This is a genomic window from Nonomuraea sp. LP-02 (genome assembly GCF_036289125.1).
Taxonomy (GTDB): Bacteria; Actinomycetota; Actinomycetes; order Streptosporangiales; family Streptosporangiaceae; genus Nonomuraea; species Nonomuraea bangladeshensis.
The window spans coordinates 7,737,930-7,756,364 of record NZ_JAXCLK010000001.1; the positions used below are offsets into that span (position 1 = coordinate 7,737,930).

General features: G+C 70.7%; 17 protein-coding genes. 8 read left to right on the forward strand and 9 right to left on the reverse strand.

Going from position 1 to position 18,435, the window contains the following annotated elements:
* Nucleotides 1–177: 177 nt before the first annotated feature.
* The gene (locus SMD20_RS36325) at nucleotides 178–1,518 is read left to right on the forward strand and encodes a hypothetical protein (protein ID WP_329589960.1); all 1,341 of its coding nucleotides are present in this window, start codon (nucleotides 178–180) and stop codon (nucleotides 1,516–1,518) included.
* Between the two features lie 53 nt (nucleotides 1,519–1,571).
* Here the strand turns inward: SMD20_RS36325 and SMD20_RS36330 are convergent, their stop codons facing one another.
* The 7 genes from SMD20_RS36330 to SMD20_RS36360 all read right to left on the reverse strand — a co-directional run bounded on the left by SMD20_RS36330 (nucleotide 1,572) and on the right by SMD20_RS36360 (nucleotide 8,906).
* Nucleotides 1,572–2,327: a succinate dehydrogenase/fumarate reductase iron-sulfur subunit gene (locus SMD20_RS36330; protein WP_329589961.1), complete on the reverse strand. Its 756-nt coding sequence runs from the start codon at nucleotides 2,325–2,327 to the stop codon at nucleotides 1,572–1,574.
* Complete coding sequence (locus tag SMD20_RS36335) at nucleotides 2,324–4,216, reverse strand: fumarate reductase/succinate dehydrogenase flavoprotein subunit (protein WP_329589962.1); 1,893 nt, start codon at nucleotides 4,214–4,216, stop codon at nucleotides 2,324–2,326. The genes SMD20_RS36330 and SMD20_RS36335 overlap by 4 nt, the downstream gene beginning before the upstream one ends.
* Before the next feature lie 12 nt (nucleotides 4,217–4,228).
* Nucleotides 4,229–5,014, reverse strand: a complete 786-nt coding sequence (locus SMD20_RS36340; RefSeq protein ID WP_329589964.1) for a hypothetical protein — start codon at nucleotides 5,012–5,014, stop codon at nucleotides 4,229–4,231.
* 203 nt (nucleotides 5,015–5,217) lie between these two features.
* Nucleotides 5,218–5,658: a response regulator gene (locus SMD20_RS36345; RefSeq protein ID WP_329589965.1), complete on the reverse strand. Its 441-nt coding sequence runs from the start codon at nucleotides 5,656–5,658 to the stop codon at nucleotides 5,218–5,220.
* A 6-nt stretch (nucleotides 5,659–5,664) separates the two neighbouring features.
* Nucleotides 5,665–6,810 carry a sensor histidine kinase gene (locus SMD20_RS36350; protein WP_329589967.1) on the reverse strand — a complete coding sequence of 382 codons (1,146 nt, stop codon included), beginning with the start codon at nucleotides 6,808–6,810 and terminating at the stop codon, nucleotides 5,665–5,667.
* On the reverse strand, nucleotides 6,807–7,940 hold the full coding sequence (locus SMD20_RS36355; protein ID WP_329589969.1) for a PP2C family protein-serine/threonine phosphatase: 1,134 nt from the start codon (nucleotides 7,938–7,940) through the stop codon (nucleotides 6,807–6,809). The genes SMD20_RS36350 and SMD20_RS36355 overlap by 4 nt, the downstream gene beginning before the upstream one ends.
* Before the next feature lie 36 nt (nucleotides 7,941–7,976).
* On the reverse strand, nucleotides 7,977–8,906 hold the full coding sequence (locus tag SMD20_RS36360) for a LysR family transcriptional regulator (protein ID WP_329589970.1): 930 nt from the start codon (nucleotides 8,904–8,906) through the stop codon (nucleotides 7,977–7,979).
* Nucleotides 8,907–9,039: 133 nt separating this feature from the next.
* On the opposite strand from SMD20_RS36360, the gene SMD20_RS36365 reads away from it, so the two are divergent.
* The 6 genes from SMD20_RS36365 (at nucleotide 9,040) to SMD20_RS36390 (ending at nucleotide 15,756) form a co-directional block, all read left to right on the forward strand.
* Nucleotides 9,040–9,789, forward strand: a complete 750-nt coding sequence (locus SMD20_RS36365; protein WP_329589972.1) for a succinate dehydrogenase cytochrome b subunit — start codon at nucleotides 9,040–9,042, stop codon at nucleotides 9,787–9,789.
* The gene (locus tag SMD20_RS36370; protein WP_329589974.1) at nucleotides 9,786–11,708 is read left to right on the forward strand and encodes a fumarate reductase/succinate dehydrogenase flavoprotein subunit; all 1,923 of its coding nucleotides are present in this window, start codon (nucleotides 9,786–9,788) and stop codon (nucleotides 11,706–11,708) included. Before SMD20_RS36365 ends, SMD20_RS36370 begins: the two co-directional genes overlap by 4 nt.
* Nucleotides 11,705–12,445 (forward strand): succinate dehydrogenase/fumarate reductase iron-sulfur subunit, encoded by a 741-nt coding sequence (locus SMD20_RS36375; RefSeq protein WP_329589976.1) that lies wholly within the window; start codon nucleotides 11,705–11,707, stop codon nucleotides 12,443–12,445. Before SMD20_RS36370 ends, SMD20_RS36375 begins: the two co-directional genes overlap by 4 nt.
* A 69-nt stretch (nucleotides 12,446–12,514) precedes the next feature.
* Nucleotides 12,515–13,984: an AAA family ATPase gene (locus SMD20_RS36380; RefSeq protein ID WP_329589977.1), complete on the forward strand. Its 1,470-nt coding sequence runs from the start codon at nucleotides 12,515–12,517 to the stop codon at nucleotides 13,982–13,984.
* A gap of 99 nt (nucleotides 13,985–14,083) precedes the next feature.
* Entirely contained in the window at nucleotides 14,084–14,608 is a 525-nt protein-coding gene (locus SMD20_RS36385) for an RNA polymerase sigma factor (RefSeq protein ID WP_329589979.1), read from the forward strand.
* Entirely contained in the window at nucleotides 14,605–15,756 is a 1,152-nt protein-coding gene (locus tag SMD20_RS36390; protein WP_329589980.1) for a CU044_5270 family protein, read from the forward strand. The genes SMD20_RS36385 and SMD20_RS36390 overlap by 4 nt, the downstream gene beginning before the upstream one ends.
* 3 nt (nucleotides 15,757–15,759) lie before the next feature.
* On the opposite strand, the gene SMD20_RS36395 is transcribed toward SMD20_RS36390, so the two are convergent.
* Complete coding sequence (locus SMD20_RS36395) at nucleotides 15,760–16,377, reverse strand: TetR/AcrR family transcriptional regulator (protein ID WP_329589982.1); 618 nt, start codon at nucleotides 16,375–16,377, stop codon at nucleotides 15,760–15,762.
* A 79-nt stretch (nucleotides 16,378–16,456) separates the two neighbouring features.
* On the opposite strand from SMD20_RS36395, the gene SMD20_RS36400 reads away from it, so the two are divergent.
* Nucleotides 16,457–17,869, forward strand: a complete 1,413-nt coding sequence (locus tag SMD20_RS36400; RefSeq protein ID WP_329589984.1) for a DHA2 family efflux MFS transporter permease subunit — start codon at nucleotides 16,457–16,459, stop codon at nucleotides 17,867–17,869.
* Here SMD20_RS36400 and SMD20_RS36405 read toward each other — a convergent pair.
* Nucleotides 17,857–18,366 (reverse strand): peptidase inhibitor family I36 protein, encoded by a 510-nt coding sequence (locus SMD20_RS36405; RefSeq protein WP_329589985.1) that lies wholly within the window; start codon nucleotides 18,364–18,366, stop codon nucleotides 17,857–17,859. The genes SMD20_RS36400 and SMD20_RS36405 overlap by 13 nt on opposite strands.
* Nucleotides 18,367–18,435 lie beyond the last annotated feature (69 nt).

The following is an 18,435-nucleotide window of genomic DNA, read 5'->3' on the forward strand; positions in this document are numbered from 1 at the left end:
CCTCGGACACGTGCTCGCGGCGGCCGCTGTTGCTACCCTCCTAGCAGGGCTCTGGGGAATTGTCACGGTACAAAGACGTACCAAGCGCAAGATACTGCGGTAAAACGGGCTTTACTGTTACTTTGACCCGACTAGTATTCCCTTGACCATGGTTCCGGGACTACGCGGAGGGCACTGGTGGCACGCACGCGAGCGACAGCCGTCTCCGCCATCGTCCTGGCGCTCGGCCTCGCCGGGGTCGGCGCGACGCCGTTCATCGTGCAGAGCGCCAGCGCCTCTGTGGCGTTCGACCCGGTCGAGCCCTGCGACGCCGGCGACACCACCTGCCAGAGCGACCCCCAGACCACGGTCACGGTGACCACCACGTTAGGCACGCCGGAGCCGACCGACGTGCCGGAGACGACGATCACCAAGACGGTGACGGCGAGCCCGACGAAGAAGACCACCGCCCCCACCAAGAAGCCCACCACGGCCCCCGCGACGACGCAGGCGCCGCCGCCGCCCCCTCAGACCGTCGCACCCCCCACCACCCAGGCCGAAGAGCCGCCGGTGCTGCCCTCCGCGACCGCCACGACGGAGGAGTCTCCGGTCCAGATCCCGTCCGTCGCCCAGGAGACGCCGTCGGCCGCGCCGAGCGAGACGCAGGTCGCCTCCTCGGAGGAGGTGCCGCTGGAGCTGCGGGCCGCGGCGCCGGAGTTCGACGAGAAGACGCTGACGCAGAAGCTCAGCATCCCGGCGCTGGTGCTGGTGCTGCTCGCGCTGTTCGCGGTGCTGATCTTCGAGGGGCGGCTGCGGCGGATGGCCCACGCGGCCGCCGTGCGCAAGGCGGGCCCGGTGGCGGGCGCCGCCGGTTATCCGACCCCGCCGGGAGGCCCGGGTTATCCGCCTCCGCCGGGCGGCCCCGGTTATCCGGCCGGCCCTGGGTACGCGACCGCGGGCTTCACCGCTCCCGGCTATCCGGGCGGCACGGCGTACGCGCCGATCATCAGTTTCGTGCCGGTGCAGACGTATGCGAGCGGCCCGGTGCAGTATGCCCCGGTGTATCAGGATCCCGGTCAGCCGTACCCGCCGCCGGGCTACGAGCAGGAGCCGCCCATGGCTCCGTCCGAGCCGCCGCCCGTGGTGCTGCACCCGGACGACTACAGCCACGAGCCCGTCCAGGAGGCTCAGGAGGCCACGGCGAAGGACTTCCGCGACCCGTTCGAGCCGCTGGTCCCGCCCGCGCCGCCGGCGGACATCCCGCCGGGCGGGGGTGCCCCGGTGGACGACGGCCACGAGCATCCGCTCGGCCCGGCCGCGGCGGCCGAGTCCGGCGACTCCGAGCCCTGGCAGCAGGCGCCCGCCGGGTCGCTGTTCCAGCCCGCGCAGCCGTACGACCGGCCCCGGGACGAGCAGCCGCGGTACGACCCGCCGCCGTACGTGCCCGCCGACGGGGAGACGACGGTGATCCAGCCGGAGCCGACCAGGGAGCTGCCGGAGGAGAAGCGCAAGCGCTTCGGCCGCCACGCCAAGGACTGAGCGCACGAAGAAGGGGGCCGGTACGGAAACCGGCCCCCTTCCTCATGTGCGGGTCACGACTTGGCGCGACGGAGGATCTTGTTGCCCAGCCACACCAGCGGGTCGTACTTCCGGTCCACCACACGCTCCTTCATCGGGATGAGCGCGTTGTCGGTGATCTTGATGTGCTCGGGGCAGACCTCGGTGCAGCACTTGGTGATGTTGCAGTAGCCGAGCCCGTGCTCGGACTGCGCCGCCTCCTGCCGGTCGGCCACGTCGTACGGGTGCATGTCCAGCTCGGCGATCCGCATGAGGAAGCGCGGCCCGGAGAAGTTGGCCTTGTTCTCCTCGTGGTCGCGGATCACGTGGCAGACGTTGTTGCACATGAAGCATTCGATGCACTTGCGGAACTCCTGGGACCGCTCGACGTCGACCTGCTTCATCCGGTATTCGCCCGGCCGTACGTCGGCGGGCGGCGTGAAGGAGGGAACCTCCCTGGCCTTCTGGTAGTTGTAGGACACGTCGGTGACGAGGTCCTTGATGACCGGGAACGTCCGCATCGGCGTGACCGTGATGGTCTCGTCCTCCGAGAAGGTGGACATCCGGGTCATGCAGCCCAGCCGCGGCTTGCCGTTGATCTCCATGCTGCACGAGCCGCACTTGCCGGCCTTGCAGTTCCACCGTACGGCCAGGTCGGGCGCCTGCGTCGCCTGGAGGCGGTGGATGATGTCGAGGACGACCTCGCCCTCGTTGACCTCCACGGTGAAGTCCTCGAGTTTGCCTTCGCCGCCCTCACCGCGCCAGACTTTGAACTTTGCCTTGTAGCTCATGACTTCTTCGCTATCCCGTCGAACTCGGCCATCTCTTCGTCGGTGAGGTACTTCTTCAGCTCGTCCCGGTCGAACAGGGTGATCAGGTCGTCCCGCATGGGGGGCTGTTCCTTCTCGACCACCTGCACCGAGGAGCCGTCCTCGCTGGAGCAGACGAGCAGCTTGCGCCGCCACTCCGGGTTCATGCCGGGGAAGTCGTCGCGGGTGTGCCCGCCACGGCTCTCCTCGCGCAGCAGCGCGGCCCGCGCCACGCACTCCGACACGAGCACCATGTTGCGCAGGTCGAGCGCGAGGTGCCAGCCGGGGTTGTAGATGCGGGACCCGCCCGCCCCGACCAGGCGTACGCGCTCCTTGAGCTTCTCCACGGTCTGCAGCGCCTCGGCGACCTCGTCGGCCTTGCGGATGATGCCGACCAGCTCGTTCATCGTCCGCTGCAGCTCGTGGTGCACCTCGTACGGGTTCTCGCCGCCGCGGCCCAGCGGGGCGAGCGCCTCCTCGCGGGCCGACTCGACGGACTCCGGGCTGACCTTGGGCCGGGCGGGAAGCCCGTCCACGTACGCGGCCGCGCCCGCGCCCGCGCGCCGCCCGAACACCAGCAGGTCGGACAGCGAGTTGCCGCCCAGCCGGTTGGAGCCGTGCATGCCGCCGGACACCTCGCCGGCCGCGAACAGCCCGGGGACGTCGGCCGCGCCGGTGTCGGCGTCCACCTCGACGCCGCCCATGATGTAGTGGCAGGTCGGGCCCACCTGCATGGGCTCGGCGGTGATGTCGACGTCGGCCAGCTCCTTGAACTGGTGGTGCATCGACGGCAGCCGCTTCTTGATCTCCTCGGCGGGCAGCCGGGTGGACACGTCGAGGAACACGCCGCCCTGCGGCGATCCGCGACCGGCCTTGACCTCGGCGTTGATCGCGCGGGCCACCTCGTCACGGGGCAGCAGCTCGGGCGGGCGCCGGTTGTTGGCCTGGTCGGTGTACCAGCGGTCGCCCTCCTCCTCGGTGGTCGCGTACTTGTCCTTGAAGACGTCGGGGATGTAGTCGAACATGAAGCGCTTGCCCTCGGAGTTGCGCAGCACGCCGCCGTCGCCCCGGACGGACTCGGTGACGAGGATGCCGCGCACGGACGGCGGCCAGACCATCCCCGTGGGGTGGAACTGGATGAACTCCATGTTGATGAGCTTCGCGCCGGCCAGCAGGGCCAGGGCGTGCCCGTCGCCGGTGTACTCCCAGGAGTTGGAGGTGACGACGTACGACTTGCCGATGCCGCCGGTCGCGAGGACCACGGCCGGGGTGTCGAAGAGGACGAGGTTGCCGGTCTCGCGCCAGTAGCCGAACGCGCCGGAGATGCGCTCGCCGTCCTTGAGCAGCCGGGTGACCGTACACTCGGCGAAGACCTTGATGTAGGCCTCGTAGTCGCCGTGGTTCTCGTAGTCCTCCTGCTGCAGCGCCACCACGCGCTGCTGGAGGGTGCGGATCAGCTCCAGGCCGGTACGGTCGCCCACGTGTGCGAGCCGCGGGTACTCGTGACCGCCGAAGTTCCGCTGGCTGATCTTGCCGTCCTTGGTGCGGTCGAACAGCGCGCCCCAGGCCTCCAGCTCCCAGACCCGGTCCGGAGCCTCCTTGGCGTGCAGTTCGGCCATGCGCCAGTTGTTGAGGAACTTGCCGCCGCGCATGGTGTCGCGGAAGTGCACCATCCAGTTGTCGTCGGGGTTGACGTTGCCCATCGCGGCCGCGGCACCGCCTTCGGCCATGACGGTGTGCGCCTTGCCGAACAGCGACTTGCAGACGATCGCCGTCCTCTTGCCCTGCTGCCGGGCCTCGATCGCGGCGCGCAGGCCCGCTCCGCCCGCGCCGATGACGACGACGTCGTATTCGTGACGTTCGATTTCCACTGGTTGATCCTTTTAGGCGAACGGGAAGGCGATGATGCCCTTGGCGACCATGCGGACGTAGAAGTCGGCGATCATGACCGAGAACATCGAGGCCCAGGCGAGCTGCTGGTGCTTGGCGTTGAGCTTGGAGACGAACGTCCAGGCCCGGTAGCGCAGCGGGTGACGGGAGAAGTGGTTGAGCCTGCCCGCGGTGATGTGCCGGCACGAGTGGCACGACAGCGTGTACATGTTGATGAGGACGGCGTTGATGACCAGGACCCAGGTGCCGAGGCCGAGGGGCTTGTGGATGAGCGCCAGGACGGCGTCGTAGGCCAGGACGAGGCCGATCAGGATGGCCGCGTAGAAGAAGTAGCGGTGGATGTTCTGCAGGATCAGCGGGAAGCGGCGCTCACCGGTGTACTTGCCGTGCGGCTCCTGCACCGCGCACGCGGGAGGCGACAACCAGAACGAGCGGTAGTACGACTTGCGGTAGTAGTAGCAGGTGAGCCGGAACCCGCCGGGCAGCCCGAGGATGAGCAGGCCGGGCGGCAGGGTGTACCAGTCACCGAACGGCGCCCACCCGAACAGCCGCGCGCCCTCGGGACAGGAGGACGCCAGACAGGGTGAGGCGAACGGCGCGATGTACGGATCGACGAAATACGTGTTGTCGATGATCGCCCATACACCGTAGACAAGGAACGAGCTGAGCCCGAGGAATGTGACCAGTGGGGCCAGCCACCATCTGTCGGTGCGCAGGGTGCGCACCTTGACTTGGGCACGCTGCCTTCTGACCGGTGCTTCGGGCGTCGTCTGGGTCATCGCGGACCTCTCCACCTCCCGCGGACCCGTCGCGCTGGGGGTCCGTGGTTCGTTTCACTGGGCGCGCGTGCCGGCGGTGGTCGCCGCACCAGGCGCGCATTGGTGGGGGATACGTTACGACGGTCGCATCTCGATTTGTGAGCGGGGTCACTCACTTTTTCGATGACCGGCTGTGATTCCTGTCACGTAGCCCGTCAGGGCCGCTACCCGTGAGCCGGCAACTTAACCACAGTCACGAAAAAATCGTCTATCTGGCGGACAACCCGGATAAATTGCTCAAAATCGACAGGCTTGGTGACGTACGCGCTGGCGTGCAGCCGGTAGCTGTGCAGGATGTCCTCCTCCGCCTCCGACGTCGTCAGGACCACCACCGGGATCGTGGCCAGCACCGGGTCCGCCTTGATCTCGCTCAGCACCTCCAGCCCGCTCATCCGCGGCAGGTTGAGGTCGAGCAGGATGAGGTCGGGGCACGGCACGTCCGCGTAGCCCCCCTCCCGCCGCAGGAACGCGACCGCCTGCTCGCCGTCGTTGACCACGTGCAGCCGGTTGCGCACCTTGTTGAGGTCGAACGCCTCGCGGGTGAGCAGGATGTCGCCCTGGTCGTCCTCGACCAGCAGCACCTCGATCGCACGTCCCTCACTCATTGGCCCTCACTCATCGGGGCCTCCCGCCGGCGGCAGCGTCCATCGGAACGTCGCGCCCCCGCTCTCCCCGGGCGCGTCCAGCCAGAGCTGCCCGCCGTGGAACTCGACGATCTTGCGGCAGAGCGCCAGCCCGATGCCGGTGCCCGGGTACACGTCGCGGGCGTGCAGACGCTGGAAGATCAGGAAGATGCGGTCGGCGTACTTGGGCTCGACGCCGATGCCGTTGTCGGCGCAGCTGAACTCCCACATGCCGCCGTCCCGCCGGGCCTCGACGTGCACCCGCGGCGGCTCCTCCGAACGGAACTTCACCGCGTTCTCGACGAGGTTCTGGAAGAGCTGGGTGAGCTGCACCCGGTTGCCGTGGATCGCGGGCAGCTCGCCCCTCGTCACCGTGGCCCCGGTGTCCTCGATCGTCGCCGAGAGGTTGTCCAGCGCCTGGTCGAGGGCCGCGCCGGAGTCGACGGTGGTGCGCGCGCCGGTGACCCGGCCGACCCGGGAGAAGTCGAGCAGGTCGTTGATCAGGAGCTGCATGCGCTTGGCGCCGTCCACGGCGTAGTGGATGTACTGGCGGGCCCGGTCGTCGAGCTGCGGACCGTAGCGCTGCTCCAGCATCTGCGTGAAGCTGGCGACCTTGCGCAGCGGCTCCTGGAGGTCGTGGCTGGCGACGTACGCGAACTGCTCCAGCTCGCCGTTGGAGCGGCGCAGCTCCTCGGCCTGGTCGCTGGCCGTCCGCCAGGCCGAGAGGATGCGCCCGCGCATGGCGTCGACGTGGCTGGACAGCTCCGCCAGCTCGGCCGGGCGGTCGACGTGCAGGGCGTGGTCGAAGTCGCCGGCCGCCACCGTGCGCACCTGCTCGGTGAGCTGGCGGATGGGCTTCAGCACGGCGTAGCGCACCATGAACGCGAGCCCCACGCCGCAGGCCAGCAGCACCGCGAACAGCACGATCAGCGCCACGTTGAGCCGCGCGACCTGCGCGTCCACCTCGGGGCGGGCCGCCAGGGCGCGGGTGTCGGCGATCATCACCATCGTGGCCGCGACGCCGGCGGCGAAGGCCGTGCCCGCCACCGCGCCGGTGAACAGGAACCAGCGGGCGAGCGGCAGCCGGCCGAGCCCGGTCGGCTCCCTGGGCGGCGGCAGAGGATTGATGATCACGACGCTCTCCTGCTCACGACGACGACGGCGAGGTCGTCGCTCAGCGTGCCCGCGTGCCGGATCAGCCGGTCGAGGTCGACCGCGCCGTGCTCGCGTACGAGGCCGACCAGGCCGTCCACGCCCAGCAGCTCGTCGCGGGCGCCCACGGCCGCCTCGATCAGCCCGTCGGTGTAGAACATGATCGACCACTTGTCGCCCAGCGGCACGTCGATCACCGACCACTCGGCGTCGGGGAAGATGCCGAGCGGCGGCCCGGACGGCCCGCCCTCCAGCACCTCGACCGTGCCGTCACGCACCAGCACCGGCGGCGGGTGCCCGACCACCCGCATCCGCGCGCTCCGCAGGTCGGGCGCGATCGTCGCGGTGCACAGCGTGGTGAAGATCTCCGGCGCCTTGCGCTCGGCGCGCAGCAGCGTGTCGAGCGTACGCAGCAGCGTGTCGCCGGTCTGCCCGGCCAGCACCAGCGTGCGCCAGGCGATGCGCAGGGCCACGCCCAGCGCCGCCTCGTCGGGGCCGTGCCCGCACACGTCGCCCACCACCACGTGCAACGCGCCGTCCGGCGTCTGCACCGCGTCGAGGAAGTCGCCCGCCAGCGTGCCGCCGCTGCCCGGCAGGTAGCGGGTCAGGTGCTCGATCGCGTCGGATTCGATCAGGGGGCTCGGCAGCAGGCCGCGCTGCGTACGGGCGTTCTCCTTGGCGATCAGCTCCGTCTGCACCAGCCTGAGCTGGGTCTGGTCGGCGCGTTTGCGCTCCATCGCGTAGCGGATCGCGCGGGTCAGCAGCGGCGCGTCGATGTCCTGCTTGACCAGGTAGTCCTGGGCGCCCGCCGAGACGGCGGCGACGCCGACGTGCGCGTCGCGCAGCCCGGTGAGGACCAGCACGGCGGCGTGCGGCGCCATGGCGAGGACCGCCTCAAGCGCCTCCAGCCGGGTGGCGTCGGGGAGCGACAGGTCGACCAGCACGCACTGGATCCCCGGCGTCAGCTTCGCCCGCGCCTCCCGGAGGCTGCGCGCACGGAAGATCCGCGGCGGCGCCGCGGCCTCCTGGAGCAGCTCCTCGACGAGGAAGGCGTCGCCGTCGTCGTCCTCCACGAGGAGCAGCGTCAGCGTCTCGCTGAGATGTGCCGTCAACCTTCCGCCTCACCGCGCGATCGGAAACGTTGCTGCTCATTCTGCGATGAGCTCCACCCCTTGCGGAAGCGTGCCCTCGACCCCGGCCTCCACCACGAACGACAGCAGGACGCCGCGGAACGCCTGCGCCGCCGTCGTGGGCTCGACGTCCTTGCGGTGCGCGAGCGCGATCGTCCGGCTGAGCCCCGGGGGCGCGAGCGGGGTGCCGGCCAGCCCCGGCCGGCCGTCGAGCACCATGGACGGCACCACGGCCACCCCCAGCCCCGCCTCCACGAACCGCAGCACGGCGTCCATCTCGCCGCCCTGCACCGCGAAGCGCGGCTCGAAGCCCGCGTGCCGGCACGCGGCCAGCGTCGCCTCGCGCAGGTCGTAGCCGCGCCGGAACATCACCATCGGCCGCCCGCGCAGCTCGTCGATCTCCATGTACGGCCGCCGCGACGGCTCGTGCGAGGGTGAGACGACCACAAGATTCTCCCGCAGGATCTCCTCGGTCACGAGGGCCGGGTCGTCGCTCTGCAACGGCATGATGATCAGCGACAGGTCGAGCTGCCCGCGGGCCAGCGCCCGCACCAGGTCACGCGAGCCGCCCTCCTCGACCAGCAGCTCGATCCCCGGATAGGCCCGGTGGAAGCGGGCCAGCGCGTCGGCCAGCAGCCCGGCGCAGAGCGACGGCGTGGCGCCGAGCCGCACCCGGCCCCGGCGCAGCCCGGCGAGCTGGGCGACCTCCTGCCTGGCGGTGTCGGCGTCGGCGAGCATGCGGCGGGCGAGCGGCAGCAGCGCCTCGCCCGCGGGGGTGAGCGTGACGTTGCCCCGGGCGCGGGAGAACAGCGGCGCGCCGAGGTCGCCCTCCAGGGCCTTGATCTGCTTGCTGAGCGAGGGCTGGGCGACCCGCATGCGCTCGGCGGCCTGGGTGAAGTGCCTGGTCTCGGCGACGGCCACGAAATAGGCGAGTTGTTGCAGCTGCATGTGATTTTCCTCGCACCTGCCGGCCGTATGGTGATGAAAAGACCGGCCTTACCAGCATCATAGCTGACGGCTATCGAAACCAGATCGTCGATGACTTGGACGGATCGTACCTGCGTACGTACGGTTCGAAAACGTGACTGCCACGATTGAGCGCGGCGCCGCCACCGCGCCAGTTCCCGCTCCCAAGAGCACTCCAACGCGCAAGCGGTCCGGCGGGTTCCTCCGCTCGTCGAACGGCAAGAAAGTCGTCATGGCCGTCACGGGCGCCGTGATGGTGCTGTTCCTCGTCGCGCACATGGTGGGGAACCTCAAGATCTTCCTCGGCAAGGACTCCTTCAACGAGTACGCGCACGCGCTGCGCACGCTGTTCGAGCCGCTGCTGCCGTACCGGACCGCGCTGACCATCCTTGAGATCGTGCTGGTCGTCTCGGTCCTCGCGCACATGTGGGCGGCGATCTCGCTGGCCCGCCGCGCCGGTCAAGCGCGGCCCGTCAAGTACGTCGCCAAGAAGTCGCAGGCGAACGGCTACGCCACGCACATCATGCGCTTCGGCGGCCTGACCATCGCGCTCTTCGTCGTCTGGCACCTGCTCGACCTCACCTTCGGCGTCGTCAACCCCAAGGGCTTCGACTCCGCGCCCGCCGACCGCATGGTCGCCGGGTTCGACCCGTCGCGCTGGTGGGTGACGCTCATCTACGTCGTGGCCGTCGTCATGGTCGGCCTGCACCTGCGGCACGGCATCTGGAGCGCCGTACAGACGCTCGGCTGGGCCAACCGCACCCGCTACAAGGCGCTCAAGGGGACGGCCGCGCTGGTCTCCGTCGTCCTGGTGATCGGCTTCCTGGCCCCGCCCCTCGCGATCACGTTCGGAGTTGTGAAGTGAAGTACACCGAAGGCGCGCCGATCCAGGACACCAAGGCGCCCGCCGGGCCCATCGAGGAGCGGTGGGAGAAGCGCAAGTTCTCCGCCCGCCTGGTCAACCCGGCCAACAAGCGCAAGCTCAACGTGATCGTGGTCGGCACCGGCCTGGCCGGCGGCTCGGCCGCCGCGACGCTGGGCGAGCTCGGCTACAACGTCACGTCCTTCTGCTATCAGGACTCCCCGCGCCGCGCCCACTCCATCGCGGCGCAGGGCGGCATCAACGCCGCCAAGAACTACCGCGGCGACGGCGACTCGATCTACCGGCTCTTCTACGACACGGTGAAGGGCGGCGACTTCCGCGCCCGCGAGTCCAACGTCTACCGCCTCGCCCAGGTCTCGGTGAACATCATCGACCAGGCGGTGGCGCAGGGCGTGCCGTTCGCCCGCGAGTACGGCGGCCTGCTCGACACCCGCTCCTTCGGCGGCGCGCAGGTCTCCCGTACGTTCTACGCCCGCGGCCAGACGGGCCAGCAGCTCCTGCTGGGCGCCTACCAGGCGCTGGAGCGGCAGATCGCGGCCGGCACGGTGACCATGCACACCCGGCACGAGATGCTCGACGTGATCGTCTCCGACGGTCGGGCGCGTGGCGTCATCGTGCGCGACATGGTGACCGGCGAGATCGAGCGGCACCTGGCCGACGCCGTGGTGCTCGCCACCGGCGGCTACGGCAACGTGTTCTTCCTGTCCACGAACGCCAAGGGCTGCAACACCACCGCCATCTGGCGGGCGCACGAGCGGGGCGCGTACTTCGCCAACCCCTGCTACACCCAGATCCACCCGACCTGCATCCCGGTCTCCGGCGACTACCAGTCGAAGCTGACCCTGATGTCGGAGTCGCTGCGCAACGACGGCCGCGTCTGGGTGCCGCTGCGCAAGAACGACGAGCGCGCCCCCGGCGACATCCCCGAGGACGAGCGCGACTACTACCTGGAGCGCATCTACCCGGCGTTCGGCAACCTGGTGCCCCGCGACATCGCCTCCCGGGCCGCCAAGAACGTCTGCGACGAGGGCCGCGGCGTCGGCCCCGGCGGCCTCGGCGTCTACCTGGACTTCCGTGACGCCATCAACCGCCTCGGTCGCGACGCCGTCGAGAAGAAGTACGGCAACCTCTTCGAGATGTACGAGCGCATCACCGGCGAGAACCCGTACGACGTGCCGATGCGCATCTACCCCGCCGTGCACTACACGATGGGCGGCCTGTGGGTGGACTACGACCTGCAGTCCACGATCCCCGGCCTGTTCGTCATCGGCGAGGCCAACTTCTCCGACCACGGCGCGAACCGCCTCGGCGCCTCGGCCCTCATGCAGGGCCTGGCCGACGGCTACTTCGTGCTGCCGACCACCATCGGCGACTACCTGGCCGACGGCCCGTTCGGCGAGGTGGACGAGGAGGCGGTCGCCGAGGCGGAGATCAAGGTCCGCTCGAAGATCGACCGGCTGCTGGCCGTGAACGGCACCCGCACGCCCGACTCCTTCCACCGCGAGCTCGGCAAGCTCATGTGGGACTACTGCGGCATGGAGCGCACCGAGGAGTCGCTGCGCAAGGCCCTGGAGCGCATCCCCGAGCTGCGCCAGGAGTTCTGGGAGAACGTCAAGGTCAGCGGCACCGCCGAGGAGCTCAACCAGGTGCTGGAGCGGGCCGGCCGGGTGGCCGACTTCTTCGACCTGGCCGAGCTCATGTGCCTGGACGCCCTGGTACGCACCGAGTCCTGCGGCGGCCACTTCCGCGCCGAGTCGCAGGACGCCGACGGCGAGGCCCTGCGCGACGACGAGAACTTCGCGCACGTCTCGGCCTGGGAGCGCACCCCGGACGGCCCGGTGCTGCACAAGGAACCGCTCGAGTACGAGTACGTCAAGATGACCCAGCGGAGCTACAAGTGAACCTGACCCTCAAGGTCTGGCGTCAGAGCGGTCCCCAGGACAAGGGACGGATGGTGACGTACCGGGTGGAGGACATCTCCCCGGACATGTCCTTCCTGGAGATGCTCGACGTCCTCAACGAGCGCCTGATCCTGGAGGGCGACGACCCGATCGCCTTCGACCACGACTGCCGCGAAGGCATCTGCGGCATGTGCGGCATGGTGATCAACGGCGTCGCCCACGGCGAGCAGCGCGCGACCACCACGTGCCAGCTCCACATGCGCCACTTCGAGGACGGCGCCGAGGTCACCATCGAGCCGTGGCGGGCGGCCCCGTTCCCGGTCGTCAAGGACCTGGTCGTGGACCGCAGCGCCTTCGACCGCATCATCCAGGCGGGCGGCTTCGTCTCGGTGCCGGCCGGCTCGGCCCCGGACGCGCACAGCGTGCCGGTGCGCAAGGACGACGCCGACTCCGCCTTCGACGCGGCCACCTGCATCGGCTGCGGCGCCTGCGTGGCGGCCTGCCCGAACGGCTCGGCCTCCCTCTTCACCGCCGCCAAGATCACCCACCTGAGCCTGCTGCCCCAGGGCCAGCCCGAGCGGCTGAACCGCGCCAAGGCCATGGTGGACCAGATGGACAGTGAGGGCTTCGGCGGCTGCACGAACACCGGCGAGTGCACCGCGGTCTGCCCGAAGGGCATCCCTCTGGACACGATCGCCCGCATGAACGCGGACTACCTGAAGGCCAACTCCAAGTAGCCGGGCAGCCTTTGATAGCTGCGACTATGATAGTTGCAGCTATCATTCTCGTCCGCCCTTGGAGGGCGCGTGCTGCCGAAGCCTGATCGTCTCTTCCGCCGTGACCCTGAGTGGGAAGAGCTCGCCGATTTCGCCACCAACCCGGCGAACGGCGCCACACTGGGTCTCGTCTACGGGCGCCGGCGCCAGGGCAAGACCCTCATGCTCGAACTGCTCGCCGAGGCGACCGGCGGCATGGTGTTCGCGGCCACCCAGCAGAGCGAGGCCCAGAACCTGGCCGACCTCGGCTCCGCATACGCCGCCTACCGCGGGCTGCGGCAGCCGGTGACGTTCCGGGACTGGCGTGAAGGGCTGGAGGAGCTGCTGCGGCTGGGCGAGGAACGGGCGACACCGGTCATCATCGACGAGTTCCCCTACCTGGTCTCCTCGACACCCGCGCTGCCCTCCTACCTGCAGCACGCGTTGAGCCCGACGGGGCACGCGAAGGAGCGCACCCGTACCCGGCTGATTCTCTGCGGCAGTGCCCTGACCGCCATGGCTCAGCTGCTCGGCGGCGGCGCGCCCCTGCGTGGCCGGGCCGTGCTCGAACTGGTCGTACGGCCCTTCGGTTTCCGCGACGCCGCGTCCTTCTGGGATCTGACGGACGATCCGGAGCTGGCCTTCCGGGTGCACGCGCTGGTCGGCGGCACTCCTGCCTATCTCGAGATGTGCGGTGGATCGCGTCCCGCCGCCCGCGACGACTTCGACCGCTGGGTACGGCGGCGGCTGCTCAACCCCGCCTCGGCGATGTTCCGGGAGGGCGGCCTTCTTCTGCGGGAAGAGCCGTCGATCTCCGATCCCACGTCGTACACCGCCGTGTTGAGCGCCATCAGCGCGGGCAGTCACCGGCGTTCCGAGATCGCCGCCGCCCTCGGCCGCCCCTCCGGCGGGCTGGCGCACCTGTTGCAGGGTCTCCGTGACATCGGCCTGGTCGAGCAGGTGGATGACGCGCTCCGGGACAAGCGGAGCGTCTTCAAGGTCGCCGAGCCGATCGTCCGCCTCCACCAGCTCATCATTCAGCGCCGTGAGCCCGAGCTCGTCGCCGGCCGGGCGGAGCGGGTCTGGCGGACCAGCGCCGACACGGTTGCCTCCAGGATCTACGGCCCGCACTTCGAGGACCTGGCCCGCGAGTGGTGCTTCCTGCACGCCTCCAGCGAGACGCTGGGCGGCATCGCCACCGCCGTACGTCCCAGCGACATCCCGTGCCGCGGCCATCGCCAGGGCCATGAGCTGGACCTGGTGATCACCGAGTCGGACTCCTTCGCCGCCGACCGGATCATCGCGATCGGCGAGGCCAAGGCGACGTCCGGGCCCATGGAGGCCGGGCAGCTCCACCGTCTGGAGCATCTGCGGGCGCTGCTCCCCGACGCCAGGATCAGGCGGCAGCCCAAGCTGCTGCTGTTCGCCCGCTCGGGCTTCACCGCCGAACTGACAGACCTGGCCCGCGGACGGCCGGACGTGGAACTGGTCGACCTGACCCGCATGTACACGGGGGAGTAGGCGGTGTACCGGCCGTCGTGACGGGCGGGGTGTAACAAAGGGGCCGTTCGGACCACTTCGTGGTGTCAGTTGAACGCATCCGAACGAAGGGGCTGGGCGGTGGCGGATGATGCGGACCGGTTCACCGGCATGTACGACGAATGCCGGCAACGCGTCTGGGCCTACGTGGTCAGCCGGGCGGGCCGGCAGGTGGCCGACGAGGTGGTGAGCGAGACGTTCGCGATCGCCTGGCGGCGGTTCGGCGACGTGCCGGAGCCGGCGCTGCCGTGGCTGCTCGGCGTGGCGAGGAACGTCCTGCGCGACAACGTACGCGCCGAGGCCCGCAGGGAGGCGCTGGCGGCCGAGCTGCGCTCCTGGGCCGAAGGGGACGTGGCCGAGCAGGTGACCGAACGCCTGGGCGTGCTGCGGGCGCTGGCCGAGCTGTCCGACGACGACAGGGAGATCCTGCTGCTGGTGGCCTGGCAGGGGTTGTCGCCGAAGGAGGCGTCCCGGGTCGTGGGCTGCTCGTCGGCGGCCTTCCGGGTGCGCCTGCACCGGGCCCGCAAGCGCCTGGAGCGGGCTGTTCAGCATCCTGCGCCAGCGCCCCTGTCCCCCGTACGGAACCTCACCGAGGAGTGGTCATGAACCCAATCGACGAGCTCAGGGCCGCCCGGCCCGCCCATCTCGGCGACCGTCCGGTGGACGAGCGCACGCGGGCGGCCGAGCTGGCGTACGCGATGTCCCGGCCGCGCCAGGGGGAGCGGCGGCGACGTCCGGCCTTCCGCCCCGCGTGGGGGCTGGCGCTGGCCGGGGCCGCGGCGGCGGCCGTCACGGCGGCGGCGGTCGTCCTGCCGGGCGGCGGCGTGACCCCGCCGCCACGGACGCCCGCCGTCGCGGAGACGGAGAACGCGCCGCCGGTAGCGGAGAAGACGCACCTGTCGGCGCGGGAGGTGCTGCTCGCCGCCGCCGCGAACGCCGGTCGGCAGGCCGAGACCGAGGGCGACTGGTGGCACACCGCGACCGTGACCCGCACCCTGTTCACCGTGGCCGGCGGCGGCTATCAGGTCGAGTCGCGCAGCCGCGACGAGATGTGGACGCCCCGGGCCCCGGGCGGCGAGCAGTGGAGCCGCGGCCGGTCGCTCGGCGCGGCCCCCGCCACCGAGACGGACCAGCGGGCGTGGGAGGCGGCCGGGTCGCCGGCCGAGTTCGAGATCAAGGTGCCGGGCAAGCGGGGGGCGCTCACGATGCCGGCCGCTCCGGGGAAGGTCAGGACCGACCACAGCCCGCTCGTGGACGGGGACAAGGTGTTCTGGCTGGGCCGCAACGTCACGATGAAGGACCTGCGCGGGCTGCCGGACGAGCCGGAGGCGCTGCGCGCGTGGCTGCTGCGCTCGTACGAGGGGCACGACACCGAGTCGGACGGCGTGCCGATGGCCTCGGACGTGTGGCTGTTCAAGGTCAGCGCCGGGCTGATCACCGACATGCCGGTGACGCCGAAGGTACGCGGCGCGGCGTTCCGGATGCTGGCCGGGCTCGACACGGTGGAGGTCGCCGAGGACGTCACGGACGCCGAGGGCCGTACCGGCACCGCCGTCTCGATCGAGGAGCGGATCAAGGGCGGCGCCGTGCTGCGCAACCGGCTGGTCTTCGACGAGGCGACCGGCCGCGGGCTCGCCAACGAGAACGTCGTGGTCAAGCCGGGCGGGCTGCAGGCGGGCCTGGAGCCGGGCTCGGTGTTCAACTCGGTCGCGGTGCTGGAGGCGGGCTGGACGTCCGCCGCGCCGCGCCGCTGACCCTCACCCCCAGGCGGTGAGGAACGTCCGCACCGCCGCCTCGGCCAGCTCGCGCAGCTCGGCGTCCTCCAGGGTGCGGGTGCCGAGCCTGGTCCTGGCCTCCAGGGGCCCGAGCAGCAGGGACGTGAACTGCTCGGCGGCCAGGTCGGGCTCGGCGGCGCGCAGCCGGCCGGCGAGTGTGAGCCTGGCCAGCCGGTCGGCGAGCGCCTGGTTGAGCCGGTCGGGGCCGTACTGGTTGGTGATCTCCAGCAGGTCGGGGAAGTGGGTGATCTCGGCGTAGAGGAGGCGGCGCAGCGCGCACGAGCGGCCGCCGGCGTGCAGGCGCAGCAGCGCGTGGCCGACGTCCGTCAGCGTGGCGGCGAGGTCGTCTCCCGGGTGCGCCAGCGGCTCCAGCGCCGCCAGCCGCTCCTCCAGCGAGGTGCGGGCGCTCGCCTCCATCGCGTGCCTGAACAGCGTGGCCTTGTCGGACAGGTGGTTGTAGACCGTCGGCTTGGCCACGCCCGCCTCGGCGGCGATCTCCTGGACGCACGCCTGCGCGTAGCCCTGACGGGCGAACACCGTGAACGCCCCCTCCAGGATCGCCTGCCGCTTGTCGATCCGGCCCCGCGTGGTGCTGCCCATGACGCTGATTGTACTCCCCGGTTCAAGTCTATGGACCGGGCTGTTGCATGCATACGCATAAGATCACTATGTTGAACCCATGAGTTCAAATACTGCTGACCGCCTGGACGGCCGGCTGCTGGCCGTGATCGGGGTCGTGCTGCTCGGCGGACTGCTGGGCATCCTCAACAGCACGATGGCCGCCGTCGCCACCGGCACCCTCGCGCGGATCTTCGACACCTCGCTCAGCACGGTCGGCTGGACGTCCACCGGGTTCCTGCTGGCGGTGACCGCCACGATCCCGTTCGCCACCTGGGCCGTCGACCGGTTCGGCGGCCGGCGGCTGTGGCTCGCCGGGCTGGCGCTGTTCGCGGCCGGCTCGCTCGGGGCGGGGCTGGCCTGGAACGTCGGCGCGCTGATCGCCTTCCGCGTGCTCCAGGGGTTCGGGGCCGGGCTGCTCGACCCGCTCGTGCTGATCCTGCTGGCCCGCGCCGCCGGGCCGCACCGGGCCGGGCGGGTGATGGGGCTGATGGGCGTGGTCCTGTCGCTCGGGCCCGTCCTGGGGCCGATCGCGGGCGGAGTGGTGCTGAGCGGGTTGTCGTGGCGGTGGATGTTCCTGCTCAGCGTGCTGCTGGCAGGGGTCGCGTACGTGCTGGCGCGGCGCGTGCTCCCCGCCGACGCCGACGCCGCCGCTCCGGATGCGGTGGCGGGCCGGCTCGACGTGCTCGGGCTGGCGCTGCTCGGCCCGGGCTTCGCGGCGGTCGTGCTGGCGCTGTCGCAGACGGCGGAGCAGGGCGGCTTCGCGGCCTGGCAGGCGCTGCTGCCGCTCGCGCTCGGGGCCGCGCTGCTGCTCGGCTACGGGCTGCACGCCCGGCGGACCGCCGCGCCGCTGATCGAGCTGCGGTTGTTCGCCGGGCGGGGGTTCAGCGCGAGCGTCGCGATCATGGGGATCGGCGGTCTCGGCCTGTACGCCGCGCTGTTCGCCCTGCCCCTGTACTACCAGCAGGCCCACGGCCACGGCGTGCTCGCCGCCGGGCTCCTCATGGCCCCGATCGGGCTCGGCGGCTCGCTCGCCATGCCGCTGGCCGGGCGGCTGTCCGACCGGATCGGCGCCCGCGGACTGGCCACGGCCGGCGCGATCGGGTCCATGCTCAGCGCGTTCGCCCTCACCCGGGTCGGGGCGGACACGCCCGAGGTGTGGCCGGCGCTCGCGGCCTTCACGTTCGGCCTGGGGAGCGGCTGCTTCAGCGCGCCGACCATGGGCTCCCTCTACCGGACGCTGCCGGCGCCGCTGGTGGCGCAGGGCAGCTCCGTGCTCTACATGCTCAACCAGCTCGGCGCGGCCCTCGGGGTCGCCCTCGTCACGCTCGTCCTGCAGACCGCGGGCGACGCGATGACCGGCTTCCACCGCGTCGCCTGGCTGTCCGTCGTCATGATCGCACTCGTCCTGGCCGCCGTCCCGCTCCTGCCCGGCCGCCCTTCCGCCGTCGCTGTCGGCGGTCAGTCTGTGTAGCCGCGCGCCGCGTAGTCGTAGGCGTCGTTGAAACGGACGTACGCCTTCTTGCCGACGAACGGCTCGAACGGGTCGGGCTGGAGCTTCTTCTTGTTCTTCAGGAAGTAGTTGTCGGACGGGCAGGTGCCGCGCGCCCAGAACGACGAGACCTGGTCCCGCCAGGGCTTGGTGAACTCGAACTTCTTGCAGTTCTTGGCCGAGGCGCGCCACGCCCCCATGGCGCCGCGCCAGTACTGGTGCTGGTACACGCAGTAGTAGCCCTTCTTGCAGGTCTTGGCGGTGGCGCCGAGCACCACGCGCACGTCGCCGCCGTCCCAGACGATCTCGTTGCTGCTCACCCTCGTTCCGCCGGGCATGGCGGCCAGGTACGCCTCGACCGTGGCGCTGTCGGCGGTGGCGGCCTGGGCGGGCAGCGCGCCGAAGACGATGATCGCGGCGCCGGCGGCGGCGCCGGCCGTCCTGAGTGCCGTGGCGAGGTGGCGGCGGTTCTTGTTCATGTCGGTTCCTCTCGGCGTGGTGGACGGGAGGACCGTAGGCAGCCGGGTGTTGAGCCTGCGTTGAGTCCG

Coding starts and splice junctions, on each gene's coding strand:
- SMD20_RS36330 (WP_329589961.1), bottom strand. CDS start 2,327: ATGAGCTACAAGGCAAAGTTCAAAGTCTGGCGCGGTGAGGGCGGCGAA.
- SMD20_RS36340 (WP_329589964.1), bottom strand. CDS start 5,014: ATGACCCAGACGACGCCCGAAGCACCGGTCAGAAGGCAGCGTGCCCAA.
- SMD20_RS36345 (WP_329589965.1), bottom strand. CDS start 5,658: ATGAGTGAGGGACGTGCGATCGAGGTGCTGCTGGTCGAGGACGACCAG.
- SMD20_RS36360 (WP_329589970.1), bottom strand. CDS start 8,906: ATGCAGCTGCAACAACTCGCCTATTTCGTGGCCGTCGCCGAGACCAGG.
- SMD20_RS36390 (WP_329589980.1), top strand. CDS start 14,605: ATGAACCCAATCGACGAGCTCAGGGCCGCCCGGCCCGCCCATCTCGGC.
- SMD20_RS36395 (WP_329589982.1), bottom strand. CDS start 16,377: ATGGGCAGCACCACGCGGGGCCGGATCGACAAGCGGCAGGCGATCCTG.
- SMD20_RS36400 (WP_329589984.1), top strand. CDS start 16,457: ATGAGTTCAAATACTGCTGACCGCCTGGACGGCCGGCTGCTGGCCGTG.
- SMD20_RS36405 (WP_329589985.1), bottom strand. CDS start 18,366: ATGAACAAGAACCGCCGCCACCTCGCCACGGCACTCAGGACGGCCGGC.